Annotated in this window: 23 protein-coding genes; 17 read left to right on the top strand and 6 right to left on the bottom strand. The window is 38.2% G+C overall.

What is annotated here, in order from left to right:
• Positions 1-18: 18 nt before the first annotated feature.
• The 11 genes from ACFFGV_RS13260 (at position 19) to ACFFGV_RS13210 (ending at position 11,764) form a co-directional block, all read left to right on the top strand.
• Positions 19-1,596, top strand: coding sequence for a glycosyltransferase (locus tag ACFFGV_RS13260; RefSeq protein WP_377348632.1), 1,578 nt, complete (start codon positions 19-21; stop codon positions 1,594-1,596).
• Positions 1,593-2,750: a glycosyltransferase gene (locus ACFFGV_RS13255; protein ID WP_377348630.1), complete on the top strand. Its 1,158-nt coding sequence runs from the start codon at positions 1,593-1,595 to the stop codon at positions 2,748-2,750. The genes ACFFGV_RS13260 and ACFFGV_RS13255 overlap by 4 nt, the downstream gene beginning before the upstream one ends.
• Before the next feature lie 115 nt (positions 2,751-2,865).
• Positions 2,866-3,846 (top strand): diaminopimelate epimerase, encoded by a 981-nt coding sequence (dapF, locus tag ACFFGV_RS13250; RefSeq protein WP_377348628.1) that lies wholly within the window; start codon positions 2,866-2,868, stop codon positions 3,844-3,846.
• A gap of 111 nt (positions 3,847-3,957) precedes the next feature.
• Entirely contained in the window at positions 3,958-4,296 is a 339-nt protein-coding gene (locus ACFFGV_RS13245; protein ID WP_377348627.1) for a hypothetical protein, read from the top strand.
• 175 nt (positions 4,297-4,471) lie between these two features.
• Positions 4,472-5,770, top strand: a complete 1,299-nt coding sequence (locus ACFFGV_RS13240) for a glycosyltransferase (RefSeq protein ID WP_377349308.1) — start codon at positions 4,472-4,474, stop codon at positions 5,768-5,770.
• Positions 5,771-6,206: 436 nt separating this feature from the next.
• Positions 6,207-6,953: a sugar phosphate nucleotidyltransferase gene (locus ACFFGV_RS13235; protein ID WP_377348625.1), complete on the top strand. Its 747-nt coding sequence runs from the start codon at positions 6,207-6,209 to the stop codon at positions 6,951-6,953.
• The gene (gene rfbB, locus ACFFGV_RS13230) at positions 6,943-7,893 is read left to right on the top strand and encodes a dTDP-glucose 4,6-dehydratase (RefSeq protein ID WP_377348623.1); all 951 of its coding nucleotides are present in this window, start codon (positions 6,943-6,945) and stop codon (positions 7,891-7,893) included. Before ACFFGV_RS13235 ends, rfbB begins: the two co-directional genes overlap by 11 nt.
• An 11-nt stretch (positions 7,894-7,904) precedes the next feature.
• Entirely contained in the window at positions 7,905-8,747 is an 843-nt protein-coding gene (rfbD, locus tag ACFFGV_RS13225) for a dTDP-4-dehydrorhamnose reductase (protein WP_377348621.1), read from the top strand.
• The gene (locus ACFFGV_RS13220; protein WP_377348619.1) at positions 8,744-9,202 is read left to right on the top strand and encodes a dTDP-4-dehydrorhamnose 3,5-epimerase family protein; all 459 of its coding nucleotides are present in this window, start codon (positions 8,744-8,746) and stop codon (positions 9,200-9,202) included. Before rfbD ends, ACFFGV_RS13220 begins: the two co-directional genes overlap by 4 nt.
• A gap of 14 nt (positions 9,203-9,216) precedes the next feature.
• Positions 9,217-9,936 carry a class I SAM-dependent methyltransferase gene (locus ACFFGV_RS13215; RefSeq protein WP_377348617.1) on the top strand — a complete coding sequence of 240 codons (720 nt, stop codon included), beginning with the start codon at positions 9,217-9,219 and terminating at the stop codon, positions 9,934-9,936.
• A gap of 121 nt (positions 9,937-10,057) precedes the next feature.
• A complete protein-coding gene (locus tag ACFFGV_RS13210; protein ID WP_377348615.1) occupies positions 10,058-11,764 on the top strand; it encodes a glycosyltransferase family 4 protein in 1,707 nt (568 codons plus the stop codon).
• A gap of 34 nt (positions 11,765-11,798) precedes the next feature.
• Here the strand turns inward: ACFFGV_RS13210 and ACFFGV_RS13205 are convergent, their stop codons facing one another.
• Positions 11,799-12,650: a glycosyltransferase family 2 protein gene (locus ACFFGV_RS13205; RefSeq protein ID WP_377348613.1), complete on the bottom strand. Its 852-nt coding sequence runs from the start codon at positions 12,648-12,650 to the stop codon at positions 11,799-11,801.
• A gap of 114 nt (positions 12,651-12,764) precedes the next feature.
• Here ACFFGV_RS13205 and ACFFGV_RS13200 point away from each other — a divergent pair, with 114 nt between their 5' ends.
• Entirely contained in the window at positions 12,765-13,859 is a 1,095-nt protein-coding gene (locus tag ACFFGV_RS13200; protein WP_377348611.1) for a glycosyltransferase family 61 protein, read from the top strand.
• Positions 13,860-13,887: 28 nt separating this feature from the next.
• The gene (locus tag ACFFGV_RS13195) at positions 13,888-14,592 is read left to right on the top strand and encodes a class I SAM-dependent methyltransferase (RefSeq protein ID WP_377348609.1); all 705 of its coding nucleotides are present in this window, start codon (positions 13,888-13,890) and stop codon (positions 14,590-14,592) included.
• Between the two features lie 157 nt (positions 14,593-14,749).
• Here the strand turns inward: ACFFGV_RS13195 and ACFFGV_RS13190 are convergent, their stop codons facing one another.
• On the bottom strand, positions 14,750-15,133 hold the full coding sequence (locus ACFFGV_RS13190) for a hypothetical protein (RefSeq protein ID WP_377348607.1): 384 nt from the start codon (positions 15,131-15,133) through the stop codon (positions 14,750-14,752).
• Positions 15,134-15,262: 129 nt separating this feature from the next.
• Between ACFFGV_RS13190 and ACFFGV_RS13185 the strand changes: the two genes are divergently transcribed.
• Positions 15,263-15,700, top strand: a complete 438-nt coding sequence (locus ACFFGV_RS13185) for a ferritin-like domain-containing protein (RefSeq protein ID WP_377348605.1) — start codon at positions 15,263-15,265, stop codon at positions 15,698-15,700.
• Between the two features lie 198 nt (positions 15,701-15,898).
• Complete coding sequence (locus ACFFGV_RS13180) at positions 15,899-16,204, top strand: magnetosome magnetite crystal formation protein family (RefSeq protein ID WP_377348603.1); 306 nt, start codon at positions 15,899-15,901, stop codon at positions 16,202-16,204.
• A gap of 64 nt (positions 16,205-16,268) precedes the next feature.
• Here the strand turns inward: ACFFGV_RS13180 and ACFFGV_RS13175 are convergent, their stop codons facing one another.
• The 4 genes from ACFFGV_RS13175 to ACFFGV_RS13160 form a co-directional block, all read right to left on the bottom strand.
• Entirely contained in the window at positions 16,269-16,649 is a 381-nt protein-coding gene (locus ACFFGV_RS13175) for a 5-carboxymethyl-2-hydroxymuconate Delta-isomerase (protein WP_377348601.1), read from the bottom strand.
• A gap of 12 nt (positions 16,650-16,661) precedes the next feature.
• The gene (locus tag ACFFGV_RS13170; RefSeq protein ID WP_377348599.1) at positions 16,662-17,417 is read right to left on the bottom strand and encodes a fumarylacetoacetate hydrolase family protein; all 756 of its coding nucleotides are present in this window, start codon (positions 17,415-17,417) and stop codon (positions 16,662-16,664) included.
• Positions 17,414-18,190, bottom strand: coding sequence for a fumarylacetoacetate hydrolase family protein (locus tag ACFFGV_RS13165; RefSeq protein ID WP_377348597.1), 777 nt, complete (start codon positions 18,188-18,190; stop codon positions 17,414-17,416). Before ACFFGV_RS13165 ends, ACFFGV_RS13170 begins: the two co-directional genes overlap by 4 nt.
• Before the next feature lie 77 nt (positions 18,191-18,267).
• Positions 18,268-19,170 (bottom strand): LysR family transcriptional regulator, encoded by a 903-nt coding sequence (locus ACFFGV_RS13160; protein WP_377348595.1) that lies wholly within the window; start codon positions 19,168-19,170, stop codon positions 18,268-18,270.
• A gap of 152 nt (positions 19,171-19,322) precedes the next feature.
• On the opposite strand from ACFFGV_RS13160, the gene hpaI reads away from it, so the two are divergent.
• Positions 19,323-20,249 carry a 2,4-dihydroxyhept-2-ene-1,7-dioic acid aldolase gene (gene hpaI / locus ACFFGV_RS13155; RefSeq protein WP_377349306.1) on the top strand — a complete coding sequence of 309 codons (927 nt, stop codon included), beginning with the start codon at positions 19,323-19,325 and terminating at the stop codon, positions 20,247-20,249.
• Between the two features lie 12 nt (positions 20,250-20,261).
• The gene (hpaE, locus tag ACFFGV_RS13150) at positions 20,262-21,788 is read left to right on the top strand and encodes a 5-carboxymethyl-2-hydroxymuconate semialdehyde dehydrogenase (protein ID WP_377348593.1); all 1,527 of its coding nucleotides are present in this window, start codon (positions 20,262-20,264) and stop codon (positions 21,786-21,788) included.
• Position 21,789 lies beyond the last annotated feature (1 nt).

The raw sequence follows: 21,789 nt of genomic DNA, 5'->3' as shown, positions 1-21,789 counted from the left end.
TGTGAAGGGGAGTTTTATGTGACCATATATGACATTCTACAATCATTATACTCTAAATCAGAAGTCGATTTTATCTCGGGGCTAGAAGAGGAATTACAAATGAAGTTATCACAAGATAACTTTATCTCAAAGGAACAGAGGCAAACATACGTATTCAATGTATTAAGTACTAAACAAATGTTGAATCACCTTAACAATCCGGCTATTTCCATACGTGGTTTGAAAATGGTAAATAAAATCAAGCGTTTATTCGTTCTAAATGGTCGTGATTTTGTCCAATATATGTTTAATCAGTTAAAGGGTCATGACCCAAGTGATGAAGAATTGCAGCAATATTTGATTTTTTTAAATAGAATGTCAAAGAAAGAAGTGTACTTACGTTTTTTATCAGCTGAAATTTCAAACAGCACGAATGATATGCATACTGGGAATGCAATCGGCATTTTCTTAGGCTATCACTTCAAATTGTTGCTGAGAGGAGAAGGAATAGGGGGATTTACAGTCAGATTGATGAATGGTCTCCTTGCTAATGACCCGAGTGTCTCGTTAGTAATTGGTGTTGATACAATGAATTCAGAAGAAGTACATTTATTGGTGGAAGATTTGTTAGAAAGGTACAAAGAAAGAATTAGTATTGTTTCGTATAACCACCCAAAGGAATTAAACAACATACACGTCAATGGTTGGATTGTACCTTATGTAGGATTAAAGAATGCTTGTTGTTTACGAAGGCCCATTATCTTATGCATCCATGATTTAGTTTACACACATTTTCCTAAAAACAGTATATTAAATCAAAGGCAAACAGAGGAAGTTGATGAAACTGTTAAGCAATTGGCAGCAAAAGCAACTAAAGTTATATTCAATTCTGAGTACATTCGTCAGGAAGACGGGTTAAAATATTTAGGGTTACCTAAGGATAAAACACAAGTAATCAGGTTAGCTACTCCTAAAGAGGAATACGAAAATTATAATGTTGTTGGATATAAAGAATTCGTTGAAAAATATAATTTATACCGCCCTTATATTGTTTTCCCAACAGTGGTTAGATATTACAAAAATCATGTTAATTTAATTGAGGGATTTTTCCATTATAAAAAAAGTCACTTAGGCTCCTCCTCACCATTACAATTAGTTTTTACAGATGATAATCTTCATAGAGCTAGATCAGATGAATTAACAAATCTCTTATTAGATGCCGATAATCAAAAATTATTAAATGATATTGTCATACTAGGAAGACTGCCTGCCAAAGATATTCCTTCCTTATATAAATATGCTAAAGGTACTATAGTTCCAACTCTATTTGAGGGAAGTTGTCCATTTCCTATATTAGAATCACTCTTGATGGAAACTCCTGTAGCGGTTAGCAGGATACAAGTCACGTATGAGCTGTTAGGTAGTTTTGATTTATTTTACCACTTTGATCCTACATCAGTAACTGAAATTGCAAAGGCAGTTTATGATTTAGAGCATGCTGACGAGGAATGTGGTACAAAACAAAAGAAGAGTACACAACATCAGTTAAATCGTAGTTGGATAGATGTCGCCAATGAATACCTTGATGTATTTAGGGAAATGGGGGGATATGAATGAGGGTTGGAATTTGGTGTACTAACATGTCAAATGGAGGTGGAAAAAGACTGCTTGGAAGCCTTTTGCCTGCCATTGCAAGAGATGAGGATTTAACACTTGTTAGACTTGTAATTTCTGCCTCTTCTCAATATAAAGAAAGATACTCACATGAAGAATATAAAAATATAGAAATTATATATTATGAAGGAAGTATAGATTCAGAATATGGAAGAAAGCTTACCCATGATGTGGATGTTGTTTATTTCTTCTGGCCTCATCTTGGTTTTTATCAAAAAGTAGATAAACCAACTGTTTGTACGTTTCAGGATACAACATTGATAGATTTTGCTGCTCCACCTGTTACTGGTACATTTGTGAAAGAGTATTGGCAAAGGAGCTATGGATGGTTATCTAACATGACCAGTGTAGTAGTATCTTCTGAAGCAACTAAAAAAGCTATCATACGACTGTTTGGAGATTACTTATCAAATGCCGTTGTAATACCACATGCTATTTTACCCGATGATAGAAATACCACTGCAAGAAGTTCTTCTTCTCTACACATACCTAAGGATTATATACTCTGTGCTTCTAATCTATCGCCACATAAAAATATTTATAATTTGCTAGTTGCATATTCGATGTTCGATAAAAGCATGGATTATCCGCTTGTAATGATAGGAGATTATACAGAGAAACTTCAGATTCAACCTCCTGAATGGCCTGAGATTCCATATATGCCAACCTTAACATCCTTGATACAAAGAAAAAATTTGAAGCTAAATAAGGATATTTATCCTTTAGGTTTTATACCAGATCAAGATGTTATCCCAACCATAAAAAATGCAAAAGCTCTTATTATGCCAAGTTTAAATGAAGGGGGAGGAAGTTATCCGGTGGAAGAAGCGTTACAGCAAGGCACCCCTGTGTTATGTTCAGATATACCTGTAATGAGAGAACATATGTCTAGACATTCGGCTGATATTATCTGGTTTAACCCAGATTCTCCAGAATCAATATTGAATAGCATCCACAAATTAATAGGGAAGTATGATTATTATAAAAACGAAGCTATAAAGGGGATGAATGACTCTACAGAGACATGGGATGATGTAGCGGCTAAATACATTCATACTTTTCGAATTGCATATTTAAAATATCACGGATTATTATAAACTGTCCCCCCTTAGTGGACAGTTTTTTTAATGGCAGTTGATTATAGATACTTGAAATAATGGTTAAAAGCAAGCACAATAACAAAGAAGGTATCGAACTAGAAAGGGTGCTCATATGAAGATAGAAGTTGTGAAATGCCATGGGTCAAACAATGATTTTATATTAATAGATGAAATAAATAATGTATATTCCTTTACGGAGGAAGACAGAAAGCAAATTGCAATCCTCCTATGTAACCGTGATGACTCACTTGGAGCTGATGGAATATTATACACGATGCCAAGTAACCATGCAGACGGAAGGATGAGAATGTTCAATCCCGATGGTTCAGAAGCGGAGATGTGCGGTAATGGTTTACGGTGTGTAGGCCGCTACATACTGGAAATGGTGAATAAGCATGAAATTATTGTGGAAACCAAAGAAGCGGATTTAATGGTTATGCAACAAGAGGAGATATTTGAAGATATTCCTTCTTTTGAGGTTTCAATTGAACCGGTACGGCTACATCCACGGGATTTGCCTTTAACCAGTGAGGCTGAGCTGCATATTGAAAAGCCTATCCAAGCGTTATCCAAGGATTTAACGTTTACTGCTGTGGCGGTTCCTAATCCGCACCTTATTGCGATGGTGCCAGAAATTCACGATGAGAATTTGTCTTCAATCGGTTTGGCTGCAAATGAAAACAAGTTATTATTGCCAAATGGAGTGAATGTAAGTTTTGTACAGCCACTTGGAGATAATAAAATCTTTGTTCGTACCTATGAGCGAGGTGTTGGGTTAACAAATGCATGTGGCACAGCGATGTCCGCCTCTTCTTTAACAACTGTGTTATTAGAGATGAATAGACTGAATGAAGAAATATATGTGTATAATCGCGGCGGCTTTGTCATTTGTATTGTGGAAAAATACGGGGATGAATACGTAATTAAACTTCGTGGAAATGCTACGTACGAGTATAAAACAGTTGTTGAAATAGATTTGACACAGCAAGATATGATGGAGCAAACAAATAGAATTTGGTTTGATGAAGAAAGGAAAGCATACGAAAAGCTGCAATTCCATGCGGAACAGGAAATAAATCATGTAAATGGATAAAGGATGAAATGGGGAATAGTGGATTTACTTTATACTTCCACTATTCCCCCATACTTGTCTTTTCCTTCTAACATATGATGTACTATCTTCCTTAAGAAGGGAGGGGTACTCATGAGTGATTATTACCAAAGTTGTGATTGTCATGAACACAGAGATCATGGATATTCCCATCATAAAAAAACGGAAACTACCTCCTGTGATTGCTGTATAACAGGGCTAGCGAAAGTGATTCATACTAGATTTAGCTGTGGAGATGTAATTGGAATTACCTTCTTTCAAGAAGAGGGGGCTGGTATTTTTATAGGTAGATTCAGGGGCCTAAAGCATGAAGTGCTAGAGATAGAAGATTTGCTTGTGCCAGGTACTACAAGCTTTGTTCCTTTATGCTCAGTTGGTAGCGTCGAGAAAGGGCTTGTATTCCAGAATGAGCCTTTAAACGTAAAATCATAATAATTATAGTAGGTAGAAACATAACTTCGCTCACTGAACGAAGTTATGTTTTTTTTATGGTGCTATTTCTTTATTGGTCTTCCTTGTGAAATCTAGGTGAAACCATGAAACACTATTATACATAATAACATATGCTACAGAGGAAACCTGCCACGAGTAGGTTCAACAATTGGAGGTGTGTATCCTGAACCCTATTGTATCTGTTATTTTGACTAGTTATAATAAACCTTCCACGGTAGGGAAAGCGATAGAGAGTGTTTTATCTCAAACATTACAAAACTTTGAGCTATGGATTATGGATGACCACTCTAGTTCGGAAACAAAAGCTATCCTACAACGATACGTTTCAGATAAGCGCGTTCACCTAGTCGATAGTGGTATTGCAGATCATCTCAGGTATCAAACAACTAGATATGCCACCTTAATAAATGAAGCCCTCCCTAGGACAAAAGGAAAATATATAACGTATTTAACAGATGATAATCTGTTTAAGTCCACTCGATTTAAAAGAATGGTAAATGTTTTGGAATCAAGACCTTCCACTGAAGTGGTATATTCCAAGCAGCAGGTTATACATCTAGATGAACATGGGTCCGTAACCAAAAAGTTTATTAGACATACAAACGGAAAACTGAGAAACCCTGTTGGATTGGTAGACCATTGCTCCATTATGCATACACGAGGCATAGCTGAGAAGGTATTCCATAGGTTTGGAAGCTATTGGGATGATGGTCCGGAGAACTGGTACAATGGGGATGCTGCATTTTGGAAACGGCTGACTAATTTCACTTTATTCCATCCCATTCCGGAAATATTGGATGTAGCATATAAAGATACACAATCCTTTCAGCACTTATATCAATTTATTCCAGAAGACATACCAACGGGTGTTATAATCCAAACACCAAGTAGTGAATTGTATAGAGTGGAAAATGGCACGAGAAGGTTAATTTCTCCTGAAATAATGCAAGACCTTCATTATAATCAGAATAAGATTGTTGTAGTACCAGCACCATTTTTATTTAAATATCCGGAAGGTGCTCCTATTAACCGTAGTGTATTTACAAACTCTTCAACTTTTCCTGATATGCATTTGATTAAATCTGCTTCCAGCCCAACTGTGTATATGTATCAAAAAGGGAAAAAGCATCCTCTACCAAACGAGGAAGTATTTTATGAATTTCATTTCAACTGGAATGAAATAGTGAACGTCTCGGATCATCTTTTGTTAACTATACCTACAGGTGCTCCAATTACGTCGCTCCATCAAGGTGTTTCCATATTGCCAGATGGTGTCTTGTTCCGTCATCATCAACAATATTATGTGAGTAATCAACAAGCACTTTGCCCTATTCACGCTCAGGTAGCTGAAAGGTTACACTATCCAACTGGCCATTCAGTAGTTCTTAGTACGCACCAAATAAGCAGCATTCCAATTGGTGAAGAGATAAGGTGGAATGTGTCATTTAGATAGGTAGATTATTATGATACACCTTCTCTTATCTTACATTTTATTTCATTCGTTAGAAACATTATAGGATAGACTGGAACAGTCCTTAGATTGACTCTCCCCTGAAATAATATGATGGGGGAGAGTATAAAAATAAAAATTCGAACTGTAACGAATCTCAACAGAAGATTTTCGAGTATAGTTCTTTTTTAATGCTACATTTCACATAACATATGCTTCGTGATGTATTGCACTAATCCGATTCTATTAAGGCATCTTCACCATTTTATAAATATTCCTTGGTAATTCGTTACATAAAATGCTGATAAACATACGTTATTATAGAACGTTATTCTAATGCTTTGGTTGTGAGGATGGTTGAAGAACTATTTTCCATAAGGTAGAGCATGACCATAAGGAAAGAAGAAAAAGTACAAAATGAAAGTGGTGCATTATTGTCATGAAGGGAGTTATTTTAGCAGGAGGTACAGGGAGCAGGTTAAAGCCTTTGACCAATATTCATAATAAACACCTATTACCTGTTGGGAGATATCCGATGATATATTGGTCTATCATAAAGCTAAAAGATGCAGGAATTGACGATATTATCATTGTGACAAATAAACACGATTTATCTTCGTTTATTCAGCTCTTAGGTAATGGCGAAGAATGGAATGTAAAACTGACCTTTATGATACAAGTCAAACAAGGTGCGGGTATAGCTGATGCGTTACTGCGGGCTGAGCCCCATATTAAAGGGGAATCTGTTGTCGTATTACTTGGTGATAATGTGTTTGAGGATCCTCTTGATAAATATGTGCATCAATTTCGGAAGCAAGGAGAAGGAGCAAGAGTTCTATTATATAAAGTAGATGACCCTTCCCGATTTGGAGTACCGGAATTGGATGTAAAGACTAATAAAATAGTTGCTATTCATGAAAAACCAAAGCTTCCCCCCTCCAGCTATTGTGTGACAGGAATATATATGTTTGACGACCAGGTTCTTTCCTATATTCAGCAGCTCACTCCCTCTATGAGAAACGAACTAGAAATAACAGATGTAAACAATATATATATTGAGAAGGGTAAGCTGGAATTTGATATTCTGGCTGGCTGGTGGATAGATGCAGGAACCCATGAATCTCTATTTAAAGCATCAGCATTACTATACGATATGGAGCAAAAGAGGGATGTACATGAAGAATAGACTACTAGTTACGGGTGGTGCTGGCTTTATTGGGTCAAATTTCATTTCGTATATGCTAGAGCACACTGATTACTACATTACTAATATTGATTCATTAACCTATGCTAGTAATCGACACATACTAGATGAATTTCAACCTAACCCACGTTACACCTTTATGAAAGGAGATATTAGTAAGCCGGAGGATATAGCCGCTGTAACTAAGGATTCTTATGAATGGGTCATTAATTTTGCTGCTGAATCTCATGTAGATAGAAGTATTGAAGATGCTTTACCATTTCTACAATCGAATATAATGGGGACTTATCAACTGTTAGAAGCAGTACGTAAAGGTGCCATATCCAACATGATTCAAATTTCTACAGATGAAGTGTACGGATCATTAGCTTGGAGCGACGATGCTTTTACAGAGCAAACCCCTATTGCACCAAATAATCCCTATTCTGCAAGTAAGGCGAGTGCTGATTTACTAGTAAGTTCCTATGTAAACACCCATCAAGCACCTGTTATTATTAGTCGATGCAGCAATAATTTCGGACCAATGCAGAATAAGGAGAAATTCATCCCGACTATTATATTGAATGCAATGAAGGATGAGCGTATTCCATTATATGGTGCCGGCACAAATATGCGTGATTGGTTATATGTGGAGGACCATTGTCGAGCCATTTTTAACATTATGAAAAATGGGGAGATGGGAGAGGTGTATAACATTGGTGGAAATGAAGAACTAACCAACTATGATGTACTGAATCTTATATTGAAGAAATTAGGGAAAGATGAGAGTTTAATAAAATACGTAGACGATCGAAAAGGCCATGATCTACGCTATGCGATGAATTATTCTAAGGTTTTGCATACATTAGGTTGGAAACCAAGTGTTTCCTTTGAAGAGGGGATAGAGAAAACAATCGCCTGGTACACATCACAAAAGAGATAGTGGGTGAGTATGTGATAATCGTTGTCACGGGAGCGAACGGGCAGCTAGGAAAGAGGTTAGTAAATCAACTTAAGCAGAAACATACAGTAGTAGGACTAGGAAAAGAAGAACTGAATGTGACGAATAAAGACGAAATAGATTATCAATTGGCAGCCATTAAGCCAGAGCTGATTATCCATGCAGCAGCGTACACAGCAGTGGATTTGTGCGAAGTGAATAGAGTTCTTGCTTTTGATGTAAATAGTTTAGGAGCGGGTTACGTCGCTCAGGCTGCTCAGTCAATAGGTGCAAGAATGATATACATTAGTTCAGATTATGTTTTTGACGGATATAAGGGAGTGCCATACGTAGAAGAAGATATTCCAAGACCTTTATCTATTTATGGATTAAGTAAAAAGCTAGGAGAGCAATTAACCATGATGAGTGGGAACTTTATGGTGGTACGCACATCTTGGTTGTATGGACACGGAGGCAAGAACTTTGTTACTACTATGCTTAGATTAGCTAGAGCCCAACAGCCAATCAGCGTGGTTCATGATCAATTTGGAAGTCCGACGTATATAAATGACCTGGTAGATGCAATTGAGTACATGTTAGCAGCACCTTGTGGGGTGTATCATGTTACAAACAGTGGCTCCTGTTCATGGTATGAATTTGCCGAACATATTTGGAGAGAAGCTGGCTACAACCCGGAGATGATTACGCCAATTTCCACAAGTGAATACGGAGCAAAGGCTGTCAGACCCGCGTATTCCGTTCTTGCTACATCTAAGCTCGTCCAAACAGGGCTTTCTGAACTGAGACAATGGGATCAGGCGCTAACAGACTTTGTTAGAAAGGAGCAGTCTTTATGATTGACGGAGTTAAGCTAAAAAAAATTCAAAAGCACTGTGATGACAGAGGATTTTTTGCTGAATTAGTACGGGATGATGAGCCAGAGCTCTTGAATCGATTTGGGCAGGCGTCCTGGTCCATGACCTATCCAGGTGTTATTAAAGCGTTCCATTATCATGAGAAGCAGGATGACCTATGGTTTTTTCCATCTGGAAATGCTCAGGTTGTCCTGTATGATTTACGAAAGGATTCCTCTACTCATGGTCAAACGGATGTTTATTACATGGGTGATGAAAACCCGATTATGCTATTAATTCCGGTAGGCGTAGCACATGGATACCGTGTTCTTGGGAATATTCCTGCTACTATTATTTACTTCACTACTTCCTCCTATCATGCAGCCAATCCTGATGAAAAACGTATCTCTTATGATGACCCCACGATAAATTTCTGCTGGGATACTCAATATCGATAAAGGAGGTTCATGATGTGAAAAGATTTTGGGCTAAGCTTATATTCCCGATTCTGAATCATACTAACAGTAAGTATATAATTGAAATAGGGGCATTTAAAGGGGAGAACACCAAAAACCTTGTAACCTTTTGCCAATTAAAAAATGGAAAATTAACTGTTATCGACATAGATCCTCAGTTTGACTCCAATCAGTATGTTCAAAAATTTAATCATCATTATGAGCTCATTCAAAATTATAGTCTTCAAGAGCTTCCTTTTTTATCAGGCTATGACTCCGTGTTAATCGATGGTGATCATAACTGGTTTACGGTATATCATGAGTTAACTATTATTGATAATAAACTAAAGGATGACGAGACATTTCCAATCATTTTTCTACACGATGTAGAGTGGCCATATGCAAGAAGAGACATGTATTATAATCCCTCCTCCATACCAGATGAATTTCTTCATCCAAACAGCACGGGAGGAGTGGCCCCTGGCTGTTCCGATTTGATTGACCTTGACCGTATGGATGATGTAGAGGGAGCAATCAATCATGGGATGAACCATGCTTTGAAAGAAGGAGGGGAAAGGAATGGTGTGTTGACAGCAATTGAAGACTTCTTACAAACGACATCTCGAGCTATTAGCTTTCATCGTGTTTCTTCCTTTCATGGACTTGGTATTCTTTCGCCGTCAGACCCTGATCTAGATTCATTTATCCAAGATGTAATACAGCGTTCAGGATTATAAAATAAATCATTTCTATAAGGGAAGTGACATGAGGGAGAGGTGGAGTACATTGCATAACAGGAAATTACTCTTCTTTTCACATATGTGTACACCAAACCGTATAACAGGATCAGAAAAATACTTGTTATTATTTCTACAATATGCCAGAAATAGTGCAGAATGTGTGTTGGTGGTTCCAAATAAGGGAGAGCTAGAGATTAAGGCGAGAGAAATGGGACTTAGAGTAATTATTCAATCCTTTCCAATAGGGTGGAGTTTGTGGGAGTCTCATGCTGGAACTTATACCGATATAATCTCTCTAGGCAATGATCAGCGAATATCTATGCTGCAAAACCTCCTAACTCAGGAAAGACCGGACGCTATTGTAGCGAATACATGCGTTAACATTGCACCTGCCATCGCTGCTAAAAAGGAACAGATACCTGTAGCATGGATGATCCATGAAATTTTACAAACAACTGCTTATACTCCACATGCTGTAGGGTTCATCCAGCATTATGCAGATTGGGTTATCGGAGTTTCTGAAGTGGCTCTATCCTTCTTTCAACAGGAAACATATTTACTCTATCCTACCTACGAAATAAAGCATGTTATGGAAAGTAATGAAAGTCAGCATAGGGAGACGTTACGTACCCAATTAGGTGTAAACCAAAAGGAATTGTTAATTGGTATGTTAGCCGCTGATATTATACCTTCCAAAGGTGTTGATCATTTCATTTCAATGGCCTTACTCCTTGCTAGTAAATACCCTTCTGTTCATTTTCTTATTACTGGTAATCAAACTGATTCATCATATTTCCACAATTGTATGAAGAAAGTCAAGATGTCCCCTTATAACAATAGATTTCATCAGAAAACGTATATAAAGGATGTAGCTACTATCTATCCTGCCTTAGATGTTGTTGTTGTCCCGAGTTTGGTAAAAGAAGGATTTGGCTTAACCGCATTAGAAGGTATGATATTTGGGAAGCCCGTCGTTGCATACCGCAGTGGAGGTCTTGTGGAAATATTACAAAAGACTGGGAATGGAGATAAGCTAGCCAACCATGGGAATATTAGAGAACTTTCTTCTATAGTAGAGAAGCTTATTCAAGAAAAGGGTAGGTTAGCAGAGGTAGGGAAGCAAAGCAAACTGGCCGCAATGCATATATTTGGTGCAGATAGATTTCAGCAGCAGATCATCCAACAGCTTCAAATAGTTTGTAACAAGCCACCGACTTCACATATGCTGCCTTATGTGCCACAAGGTGTACTCATAAAATCGGAAGAAGGCACGGCAATATTTATAGTAGAGCATGGTTTTAAACGTCATATCGTCACCGAACAAGATTTTGCTTATTACCGTTATAAGTGGGAAAATATTTGTATTTTACCTGAGGTTACAGTGCACTCTATTCCTCACGGAAAGCCAATCTCCTCAATGCATTCCATTGTGGATAATGGCCCTAACCAGTTTCTTATCAAAGCTAGCACAGGGGAAGAAGTATCTATGATTCGGAACGGTACTATATATCCTATCGTGTCCGAGGAAGTATTTCGCCATTTAAACTTTAGCTATAATGAGATTATTACAGTGGAAGATGACATATACAATCGTATTCCAAGGGGAAATGCTTTAGAAGGAATAATATTTGAAAGGGGGATAGTTAACGGGAAATTAGTAACATTTGGAACAAATGAATTATATTACACAGAAGAGGACACGGTTCGTTTGATTACTGATGAAGTCATCTTATCCTGTTTTCACCTTTCCTTTCAAGATTGTATCCATTTACCAATAGAAGCCTTGGAAAGAATGCAAAAAGGAAAGCCAATACTTCCTTTATAAAGGAAAAAGCAGGAACTGATATCAGTTTGCCTGCTTACTGTATTGAAGAATCAAGAGAGACATAATGTTTATCTCTGCGGAAGGGTTTCTCTCTCTCAATCATTCTTTGTATCTCTTCGTTGTTATATAATGTTTTCAACCGCCATTTACTCAAAAATAATCTTTCTCGGTATGCAATGGATTGTATCTCTGCTTCACTAGACTTCTTAAAGCTTTGACTCCCATAGTGATGAATGAATACATCCTCTGCTACCCAGGCTTTCTTCCCATATATTTGAGCACGGATACAGAAATCAGCATCCTCGTAATAACCCGGCGAAAATCCTACATCAAACCCTCCAATGTATTGAACCAAGTAGCGAGGAAACACCATACAAAATCCACTAATTAATGTGGTGTATTTGCCTTTACCATTAAGTCTTATTCCTCTTTCTCTGGCAAAGCGATGCATCGTTGCTATTGTATTGTATGGAGGGTCATCCACTAGTTGGTCTTTTATTACAAAGTTGGACACTGGACCGACGATACCAATAGTTTGGTCCCGTTGAAACGGAACAATTAACCTAGTAAGCCATCCTTCTGTTACCACTGTATCATTATTTAATAAAACAACATACTCCCCCTTTGCCTCTTTTATTCCTTGGTTACATGAATAAGGGAAGCCCTTATTCTCTGAATTATATAGACACTTGATGAGCTGCAGTCCTTGGAGATACTCTTTTGTCCCATCATACGAATTGTTGTCAATGATGATTAACTCATATGATATATGGGTGTATCTAACAACGCTATCAATGCATTCTTTCGTGAATTTCAAGCTGTTCCTTGTGATGATTACAATAGAAACAATCGGATAGCCCTCTGAATTTTGAGTGTTTATATTCATACCCTCCTCAATTACGAGAATTACACTACAGTATTAATTTATGTTTATAGAAAGAAACAATGTCATGGTATATGTTCTTTCTAACTCTTTGGATCTTGAACAATAATTAATGGAGTGATTATATTGAGTAATATAGAGACGCATGTTCCTACAGAGTTTTATCAGAGAACATTTGATTGGGCTAAAGCATACTTCAAAGATATTGATGATTATTATAAAGTGATCTATCCAAAGGAGAGCATTACTTTCTCTGCCCCTAAGGGATTAGACCCTATCAGATGGCCTGTAACTACCCCTTATCAAGAAGCATTTGTATGTATAATCCCAGAAGGACGAATTTTTAGCTCCCACGGTTATGTGGCAACTCCAGATAATAAACGTATGAGAGATATTGAGTTTACAATCCCTCTACCTTATTCGGAGCTTCCAGTTCCAGATGAAACAGAAGAGACAGTAGCCCATTTACTATGGGGAGGTAATGACGTTACCCAAAATAACTATCATCATTTTCTATTAGATATTCTTCCTAGATACCATTTATTGCAAAGAAGTAACATTCATATTGATAAATATGTTTTTGGGAAAATGTCAAAGCCTTTTCATAAAGAATGGCTTAATATGTTGGGGATACCTAAAAGTAAAGTGATAGAAATAGATCCCAGCAGTAAGTTTCCTTTTCACCTTAAGGCGAAAAAAGTGATTGTTCCTTCTGTTCCAAGATTAATGGGAGGAATCCCGAAATGGGCAGTTCAATATATAAAAGATACAGCAACTCAAAAAGTAACCCTTAAGCCTGATTCAACCTATAAGAGGATATATATCAGTAGAGAAGATGCAGGAGCTAGGTATATCGTAAATGAATCAGAACTAAAACAATTGCTAGTCAATAAAGGTTTTAAAACAATAACTTTAAGTTCTTTGAGTGTTAAGGAGCAGGTTGAAATATTTTCATCTGCCGATGTGGTCCTTGCCCCGGTAGGAGCCGGAAACACGAATTTAATATTTTCAAAACCAGGAGCTAAACACTTTGAGTTAAGTCCTCGAACGATGAATAGTAACGTATTCTGGAAGATATGTAACCATTTAAATCTGGAATACTTCCAAATAGTTTGCCCTATTGAAGAGCCTCCTAAAGTGATAGGGGGGATTGATAACTTAATAGTAGATATAGATAAATTAAACAGTTTATTGCAAATGGAAGGAATTTAATTTTATAACTAAGAGAGGAAGAGAATAAGTGGAGTTAAGTGAGTTTATCAAACGTATTTCATTTAAGGATATTCAGCCATATACTCCAGTAGATGCTTCTAATATAAATAATACAGTATTAGAAATGGATAACACTATATTTCCTGAAGATGATTTGATGTTAAAAAAATATCTTGAGCCAGTATGCCTAGAAGTTCCCAGAATGTCTACTTTAGTCATGGCAGGGATTATTAACAAAGCTGTAGCCGCCATGAAAGATGAAGAGCGTTTCGTAAACGTAGGTGTTTGGAATGGCTTTTCTTTCTTATCTGGATTAGTTAACAACGGTAATAAAAAGTGCATAGGAATAGATAATTTCTCTTCATTTGGGGGACCCAGGGAAGCCTTTATGAAGCGTTTTCATTCCTATAGATCTGACCAACATGAGTTTTATGACATGGGGTATGAAGAGTATTTTCATTCTATTCATAAAGGACCGATTGGGTTTTATTTTTATGATGGTCCTCACGATTATGTAAATCAACTAAAAGGACTCGAAATTGCCGAACCTTTCTTCTCAGAAGGTAGTATTATTATGGTCGATGATACAAATTGGAATGAACCTAAACAAGCAACCCTTGATTTTATGAAGCAGAGAAAGGACCAGTATGAAATAATATTGCAACAGAATACACATTATAACAACCATCCTACCTTTTGGAATGGCATTATAATTCTAAAAAAGATTAATTAAATGAACACCCTTCTAGGACTATCTGTAGAGGAAGAGTCCAGAGGGGTTTACATAAAGATGGTTAATGTAATTGAAACTGAGATGAAAAAAGGCATAAGTATTTCTTGACTCAACTTGCCATTAAACGAATAAATGGGAATAAAATTCATGCTATCTCTTAACCAATAAACACAAGTGCAAGGGTCAGCAGAAAGAGCACACTAGAAATAGGAGTCATGCCCCATCGTTCTTTCCTGCTTTTTGAAGCAATATTTCCGAAGGTGTTTAAGGCAAAAAAGACGGTAACGATAATAAGAATGGTGTTTGTAGGTAAGGAGGGTGTGATTGTAATAAAGCCTGCGTTTTGGGCATAGACTCCTGAGAGAAAAAGTAATACAAGTGCAGAAAATATACTGCCTATTCGAAAAGGGCGGGGTAATGTTGGATAAAATCCCCCCCATGCATATTCACCCAATGGTGCTCCAAAGGCAAGTAGTATGTGAAATAATGCTAATAAAAGCATGATAGATAAAGATATAATGGTTATGGTTATTTCCAGCATGCTTCGTCCTCCTTCTTAAACACACTTATTAGATTGTATGATTATACGGGGATAACAGAACTCTCTTTTCTTTACTATAGAATAATGGAGTGATTAAGTGAAACAATATAGTAAAAGGAGGTTTTTTCTATGCAGGAGAAGGATGTTGTAAAAACACTTAACCAATTTTTGAAGGGTCAGTATATGGGCATTCACGCATATGAACATTACATAGGAATGTTACAGGATCGATATATCAAGAAGGAATTTCAGGCTATTCAACAAAATCATAAACAGCATGCTCAACAGGTGGCGGAACGTATTCAGAATTTAGGTGGTACGCCAGTAAACGATGAAGGTGTTGTGGGTTCTGTACAAGGGTATATAGGCAAGTTTTTGATGCCTAAGGATACTAAAGGGATTGTAGAGAGCGCTTTGAAAGGAGAAAGCCATTATGGGGTGGAAATTTCCGAGGAAATAGTGAAAGGTGACTTAGATAAAGAGAGTCACCGGGTGGTGAAGGAAATTCTGGATAAGGATAGGCAGCATGTAAAGATATTAGAGCAATTGAGTAAACAGCACTACTAATGCAGTCCCTCTGTAGGAACAGGGGGAGTTTTGAATGGAGGCAATTCATAGGAGAGGCTGTCCCCACTTAATAAAAAGTTAGTAAGATTATGAGGAAGATAGGAAAATTTAATTTTAAAGTTTTGAAACCAATTAAAATGAGGAACGTATGCATTATAGGAACTTATTTTTTCATAGTTTTGGAGAGGAGATTTTCAGATGAGTACGAATAAAATTATTTCATCATTGGCGTATTTTAGCGTCTTCTTCGCCCCCTTCTTATTACCTCTTATTACGTGGATTATTGGGGAGGAAGAGGTGAAGCATCATTCGAAACGAGCACTTATTTCGCATATCATTCCATTTGTTATGATAATTGCGCTAATCATAATTGCATTAGTGGTAGGTGGTTTTAGTGAAGGAACCGGCATTGCTGTTGTCATAGGGGTTGGAGTATTTGGTTTGATCTCCTTTGGTATTATGATTTGGAATGTGGTTATGGGAATTAAGGTATTGATGAATTAATAAAGAAGCAGACCTCGAGCAGCAGGTCTGCTATTTTTTTATGGTAGTGAAGTACAGGAGCAGATTAGTGAAATCGATCGTGGATATTATTTTTTTTCCATGTTTTGTTTTGGAATTCATAAAGCTCTAGGGAAAGCGCAAGGTAATTGCGTTCAAAGAGATCGGAAAAATGATCTTCTATTACTTGAAAAAGGGCTGTGCACGTTTCTTCCTTTTCTACCTCACTTCTGCCTTTGCCGATTTTTAACGTTACATGGACGAATGCGTCTTCTGCGGACCCATCTGCAACGTAATAATCTTGTAAAGCTATGGCGCGAGAGCGAATACCACCTATAGGAAAAGTGTCTTCTCTTTGTAGCAATACCTCGTGCAGCTTTGGAAGCAGCTCTTTCATATTAGCTTGAGATTTGATATTTTCTGTATATTCTACGTAAATATGCGGCATATTCACATCTCCTTATACTATGCTAGGTTGTTTCTTACCTACATAATTGATCAGCCTTCCTACTTTTTCTATTTCTGTCACCACTTCATCCCCCTCATATACCTTCTCTAACCCTTTTGGGGTGCCTGTCAGGATGATATCATTCTCACTTAGGGTCATGAAGCTAGAGAGGTATTCGATTAAGTAAGGAATATCAAATACCATATCCTTTGTATTACCTTCCTGTGTCTTCTTTCCGTTAATATATGTCCGGAGGGCCAGGTTCATCGGATCAGCGATGTCTTCTTTTGGTACTATCCAAGGACCTAGTGGAGTACAAGTATCCCTGTTCTTTACTCGCAAATTTGGACGGTAATAGTTTTCTAGATAATCCCTTATAGCATAATCGTTAGCGATAGTGTAGCCCTTAACATATTCATAAGCCTCTTCTTTTCCTATGTGTTTTCCACTTTTTCCAATTACAACGGCAAGCTCACATTCATAGTGCATGTTTGTGGCATCTACTGGACGTAACGTTTCTCCTTTGTGGCCGATAAACGTATTGGGACCTTTGAGAAAGACAAGCGGTTTCTCAGGGGCTGAAAAGGAAAGCTCTGAAGCATGATCAGCATAGTTGAGCCCTAATGCAAACACCGTTCTTGGTTCCACTGGAGGTAGCCAAACTATTTCTTCCTCAGAACAAGAGGTTCCTTCCTCTAGAAGAATCTTATGATCTAACACTCTTGCATGATGGACCCTGCCCTTATAAGCAACTCTAGCTGTTTTCATGATTGTACCTCCTTCACATACGCTTGCTCTTTTATGAATGAATTGTCCAAATTCCCAATCGTATCTATTTCAATTCGAACTTCATCCAGGGCTTTAGCAAGTGGTGGTTTATCGGGGATTCCTACTAATAGTGTATCTCCTTTACGTAATGTCATGAACTCGGTAACATCTACTAGTAATTGGGATATGGACCGGATTAAATGTACAGTGGAATTGTGCTGGCAGAGCTCTCCATTAATATAGACGCGTATTTCCAATGCATCGGGAGAAGGGACAGAGTCCTTTTCCATAATCCATGGTCCAGCTGCGCAAAATCGGTCACGTGCTTTTTGTTGAATAGCTGGTCTATGTACGTTTTCATGTGGAATAGATATGTCATTAACAATAGTATATCCAAGTACATAGGACATCGCGTTTTCTGTAGTAAGTTGTGTAGCATTCTCTTTCATGACCACGCCTAAACAAGCTCCTATTTCTACGTGTTCTATTTCTTCAGGAATAGGAATATTCGTGTTAGGTCCAGTGAAAGTATTTGCTGGTTTTATGTATAACACAGGTGCTTCTGGCGGTTTTTGATAAGGTGGCTGATGAAAAGCCTCTTTTTGTTTCTCCCACGTGCCAGCATAATTGAACATAGTCCCGTATATCGTTCCGGACAATGGGAAATCTAATACACTTTTTTGTTCCGCTTCTATCATCTGCAGCGTTTCAGGATGAATCTGAACTTGCTGAAGTTCAGGAATCCCGCATATTTTCGCGTATGCATTTTTCATGGAATCTCCTCCAAATCGGAAAATGTTTGATACTAAATTCATAGTAACCACAAATCGTCTTAAAATTCAAATATCTATTATGTTTCTGTTGCAGCCAAGGATGCCTCCAGCTGACTAATGAACCGTTTGGCTGCTGTAGAAAGATGACGGTCGGTTAACCAAATCATTGCTGCTTCTGCCTGTACACTATTTTCAATAATTGTTAACGCTTTCAAATTTGGGTAGGCTGCTTCGGACAAGGAAGATTTGGGCACAATAGCTGCCCCAACGTTTGCTGCCGCTAAGGAAAGCAGCATAGAAACATCAGGACACTCACAAACAATATTTGGCTCAAAGCCATTTAAACGACAGGCATTCAGGATGACTTCATATTGCCCCACACCACTCATGCGGTGAAGTAATAATAATGGCAAATCCGCTAGGTCTGCCATGAATACTTCTGAAATTGAGGACGGAAAAGGACACATTTCCTTGGTTGTAACGAGAACATATGGTTCAGAAGGAAGACGAAGTAAGGAAAAGTCATCCTTATCAATGGGTAATCGAACGATAGCTAATTCAATTTCACGGTTCCGTAAGCTCTCTGACAGAAAATAGGTGTCTCCTTCTTGTAAGTGAAAATGCAGATTTGGATATTGCTCGCGAAACGATTTCAGCTGCCTTGGTAAAAAAGAAAAGCATGATTTCACGGAGCCTAAAGCTAGGACACCACGAATTCCTTCATGGGTTTCTTTTACTTCTGTGATCATGTCATCCATTTCGTGAAGCAGCTTTTCAGTCCGATGATACAGCACTTTACCAGCTTCTGTTAATTCCAGCTTTTTGCCATTTCGTTCGAATAAAGGAATGCCAAGCTCACCCTCCAACTGCTTCAGCTGTTGACTGAGAGGAGGCTGGGCGATGTGCAGTCTTTTTGCAGCTCTTGTAATTTGTTTCTCTTGTGCAATGGTATAAAAATAACGAAGCTTACGAATATCCATGCACGTTCTCCTTTCGATATCTATATGTTTTTGATATGTATAAGCAACATTTTAGATATTTCTCATCTATCGTAGCACATGCTACAGTAAAAATGACAGATATTTCAGATAAATAATGAATCGGAAGAATTGAAAGGTGTGTTGATAGAATGATGTATGCAAAGGAAGCTAAGGAGAAATTGAGAGGATCAATAGCGCCGATTGTCACTCCATTTATGAAGGATTTTTCGATTGATTACCCGACACTTGAAAAGCTCATAAATTGGCATATTAATAGTGGAACTCATGCGATCTCCGTCACAGGAACGACAGGCGAGCCTAGCTCGTTATCGGTGGAGGAACGTGTTTCCGTAATGGAGAAAGCATATAAAGCTATTGATGGCAGAGTACCATTTGTGCCTGGTACAGGATCAACTAATCACGATGAAACCATCTATTTAACACAAAAAGCACAGGAGATAGGAGCGGATGCAGCCCTAGTGATTGTGCCGTATTACAATAAACCTTCCCAGCATGCTTTGTATAAGCATTTTAAGGCGGTACATGATGCTGTCGACATCCCCATCATTATTTATAATATTCCCGGAAGAACAGCAACAAATCTTCATGTCGAAACGTTAGCAAGGTTAAATGAAGATTGTGCAAATATTATTGGTGTGAAAGAATCCAACAAGGATTTTGAGCATGTGAATCGTGTGCTGTTGAACTGCGGTCGAGACTTTTTACTTTATTCTGGAATTGAGCTATTGTGCTTTCCGATGCTTGCTATTGGTGGTGCTGGTCATATCAGTGCAACAGCAAATATCATGCCTGATAAAGTAGCAGAAATATACAATGCGTGGAATAAAGGGGATGTTCAGCGCGCTCAGGAATTACACTATGAGCTTATGCCGCTTAACGATGTGTTATTTAAGGACACAAACCCTGCACCTTTAAAGGCAGCATTAGGTATGATGGGGGCAATTCACCCAGTGCTTCGTCTGCCGATGGACCTGCCAACAGAAGATTTACAGCGAGAAATTCGGAGGGTTCTTCACGACTATGTGGACCTGCCGGAGCATGTTATACCAAGTAAGTAGAGGAGGAGTATGATGAATTCACAATTAAAGGATAAACAGCAACTGGTTCAAAATATATTGAGCAAGGTAACGAATGTAAAGCTATATATTAACGGAGCGTTTGTGGAAGCGGAGAGCAACCAACAGTTTGCCAACCACAACCCGTTTACAAATGAAACAATTAATTATGTTGCTGAAGGGGCTCAAGCAGATATTGATAAGGCAGTGTCGGCAGCTCGAGCAGCCTACAAAGGAGAATGGGGCAAACTGAAAGTAAAGGAAAGGCTTGCCTATGTGAATAGAATTGCTGATTTAATTGATGAGCACATTGAGGAAATTGCTCCTCTCGAATCGTATGACACAGGACTTCCTATTAGCCAAACGAAAAAAATGGTAGCTCGCGCGGCTCAAAATTTCCGCTTCTATGCAGAGATGGTTTCGGCTCGATTAGTAGGAGATGCCTATCAAGTGGATGACGAATTTTTAAACTATACCATCCATAAGCCTGTAGGGGTTGCGGGTCTTATTACACCATGGAATGCCCCATTCATGCTCGAAACGTGGAAAGTGGCACCAGCATTAGCGACAGGTAATACAGTAGTACTTAAGCCAGCCGAGTGGTCTCCGTTAAGCGCTAATCGATTAGCGGAAATTATTGATAAAGCGGGTCTACCAGATGGGGTATTTAATGTTGTTCATGGATTTGGCGAATCAGCAGGTGCCGCTCTTGTTGCCCACCCGGATGTAGAGTTGATTTCCTTTACTGGGGAAACGACAACTGGTTCGGAAATAATGAAAAATGGTGCAGATTCTTTAAAGCGTTTTTCCATGGAGCTAGGTGGGAAATCTCCTATCATTGTATTTGATGATGCAGATTTTGAAAGAGCGCTTGATGCTTGTACTTGGGGTATTTTCTCCTTTAATGGGGAAAGGTGTACGGCTAACTCGAGACTTTTGCTGCATGAAGGCATATATGATTCATTTGTGAAAGCGCTTAAAAATAGAGTGGATAACATTGTTATCGGGGACCCCTTAGATTCAGACACTCAAATCGGTCCTCTTGCTCATCGAGTTCACTATGAACGAGTGAAAGGCTATCTCGACCTTGCGAGAGAAGAGGGATGCGAGCTATACAGCAGTACCATGCAGGACGCATACCAGGACGGTAATTATATAGCTCCGACGTTACTGCTTAATGTAAATAATTCAATGAGAGTAGCTCAAGAGGAAATTTTTGGTCCGGTTCTATCGGTTATTCCGTTCAAGGATGAAGAGGAAGCAGTCGCATTGGCTAACGATATACGGTATGGACTTGCAGGGTATGTTTGGACCAATGACCTAAAACGAGGTCATCGGGTCGCACAAGCCGTTGATTCTGGTATGTTGTGGATAAATGCACAGAACGTACGAGACTTGAGAACTCCATTCGGTGGTTCGAAACATAGTGGTATTGGACGAGAAGGCGGATACTATGCATTTGAGTTCTTTACAGAAACGCAAGTTATTCATGTGGCATTAGGGGACCATTCCATACCGCAATTTGGAAAAAAGGGGGAATAAG

This window comes from Pontibacillus salicampi (assembly GCF_042434395.1).
Classification (GTDB): Bacteria; Bacillota; Bacilli; order Bacillales; family BH030062; genus Pontibacillus; species Pontibacillus salicampi.
Note: the sequence above shows the minus strand (reverse complement) of the source record. Positions and strands in the feature narration are given on the sequence as shown.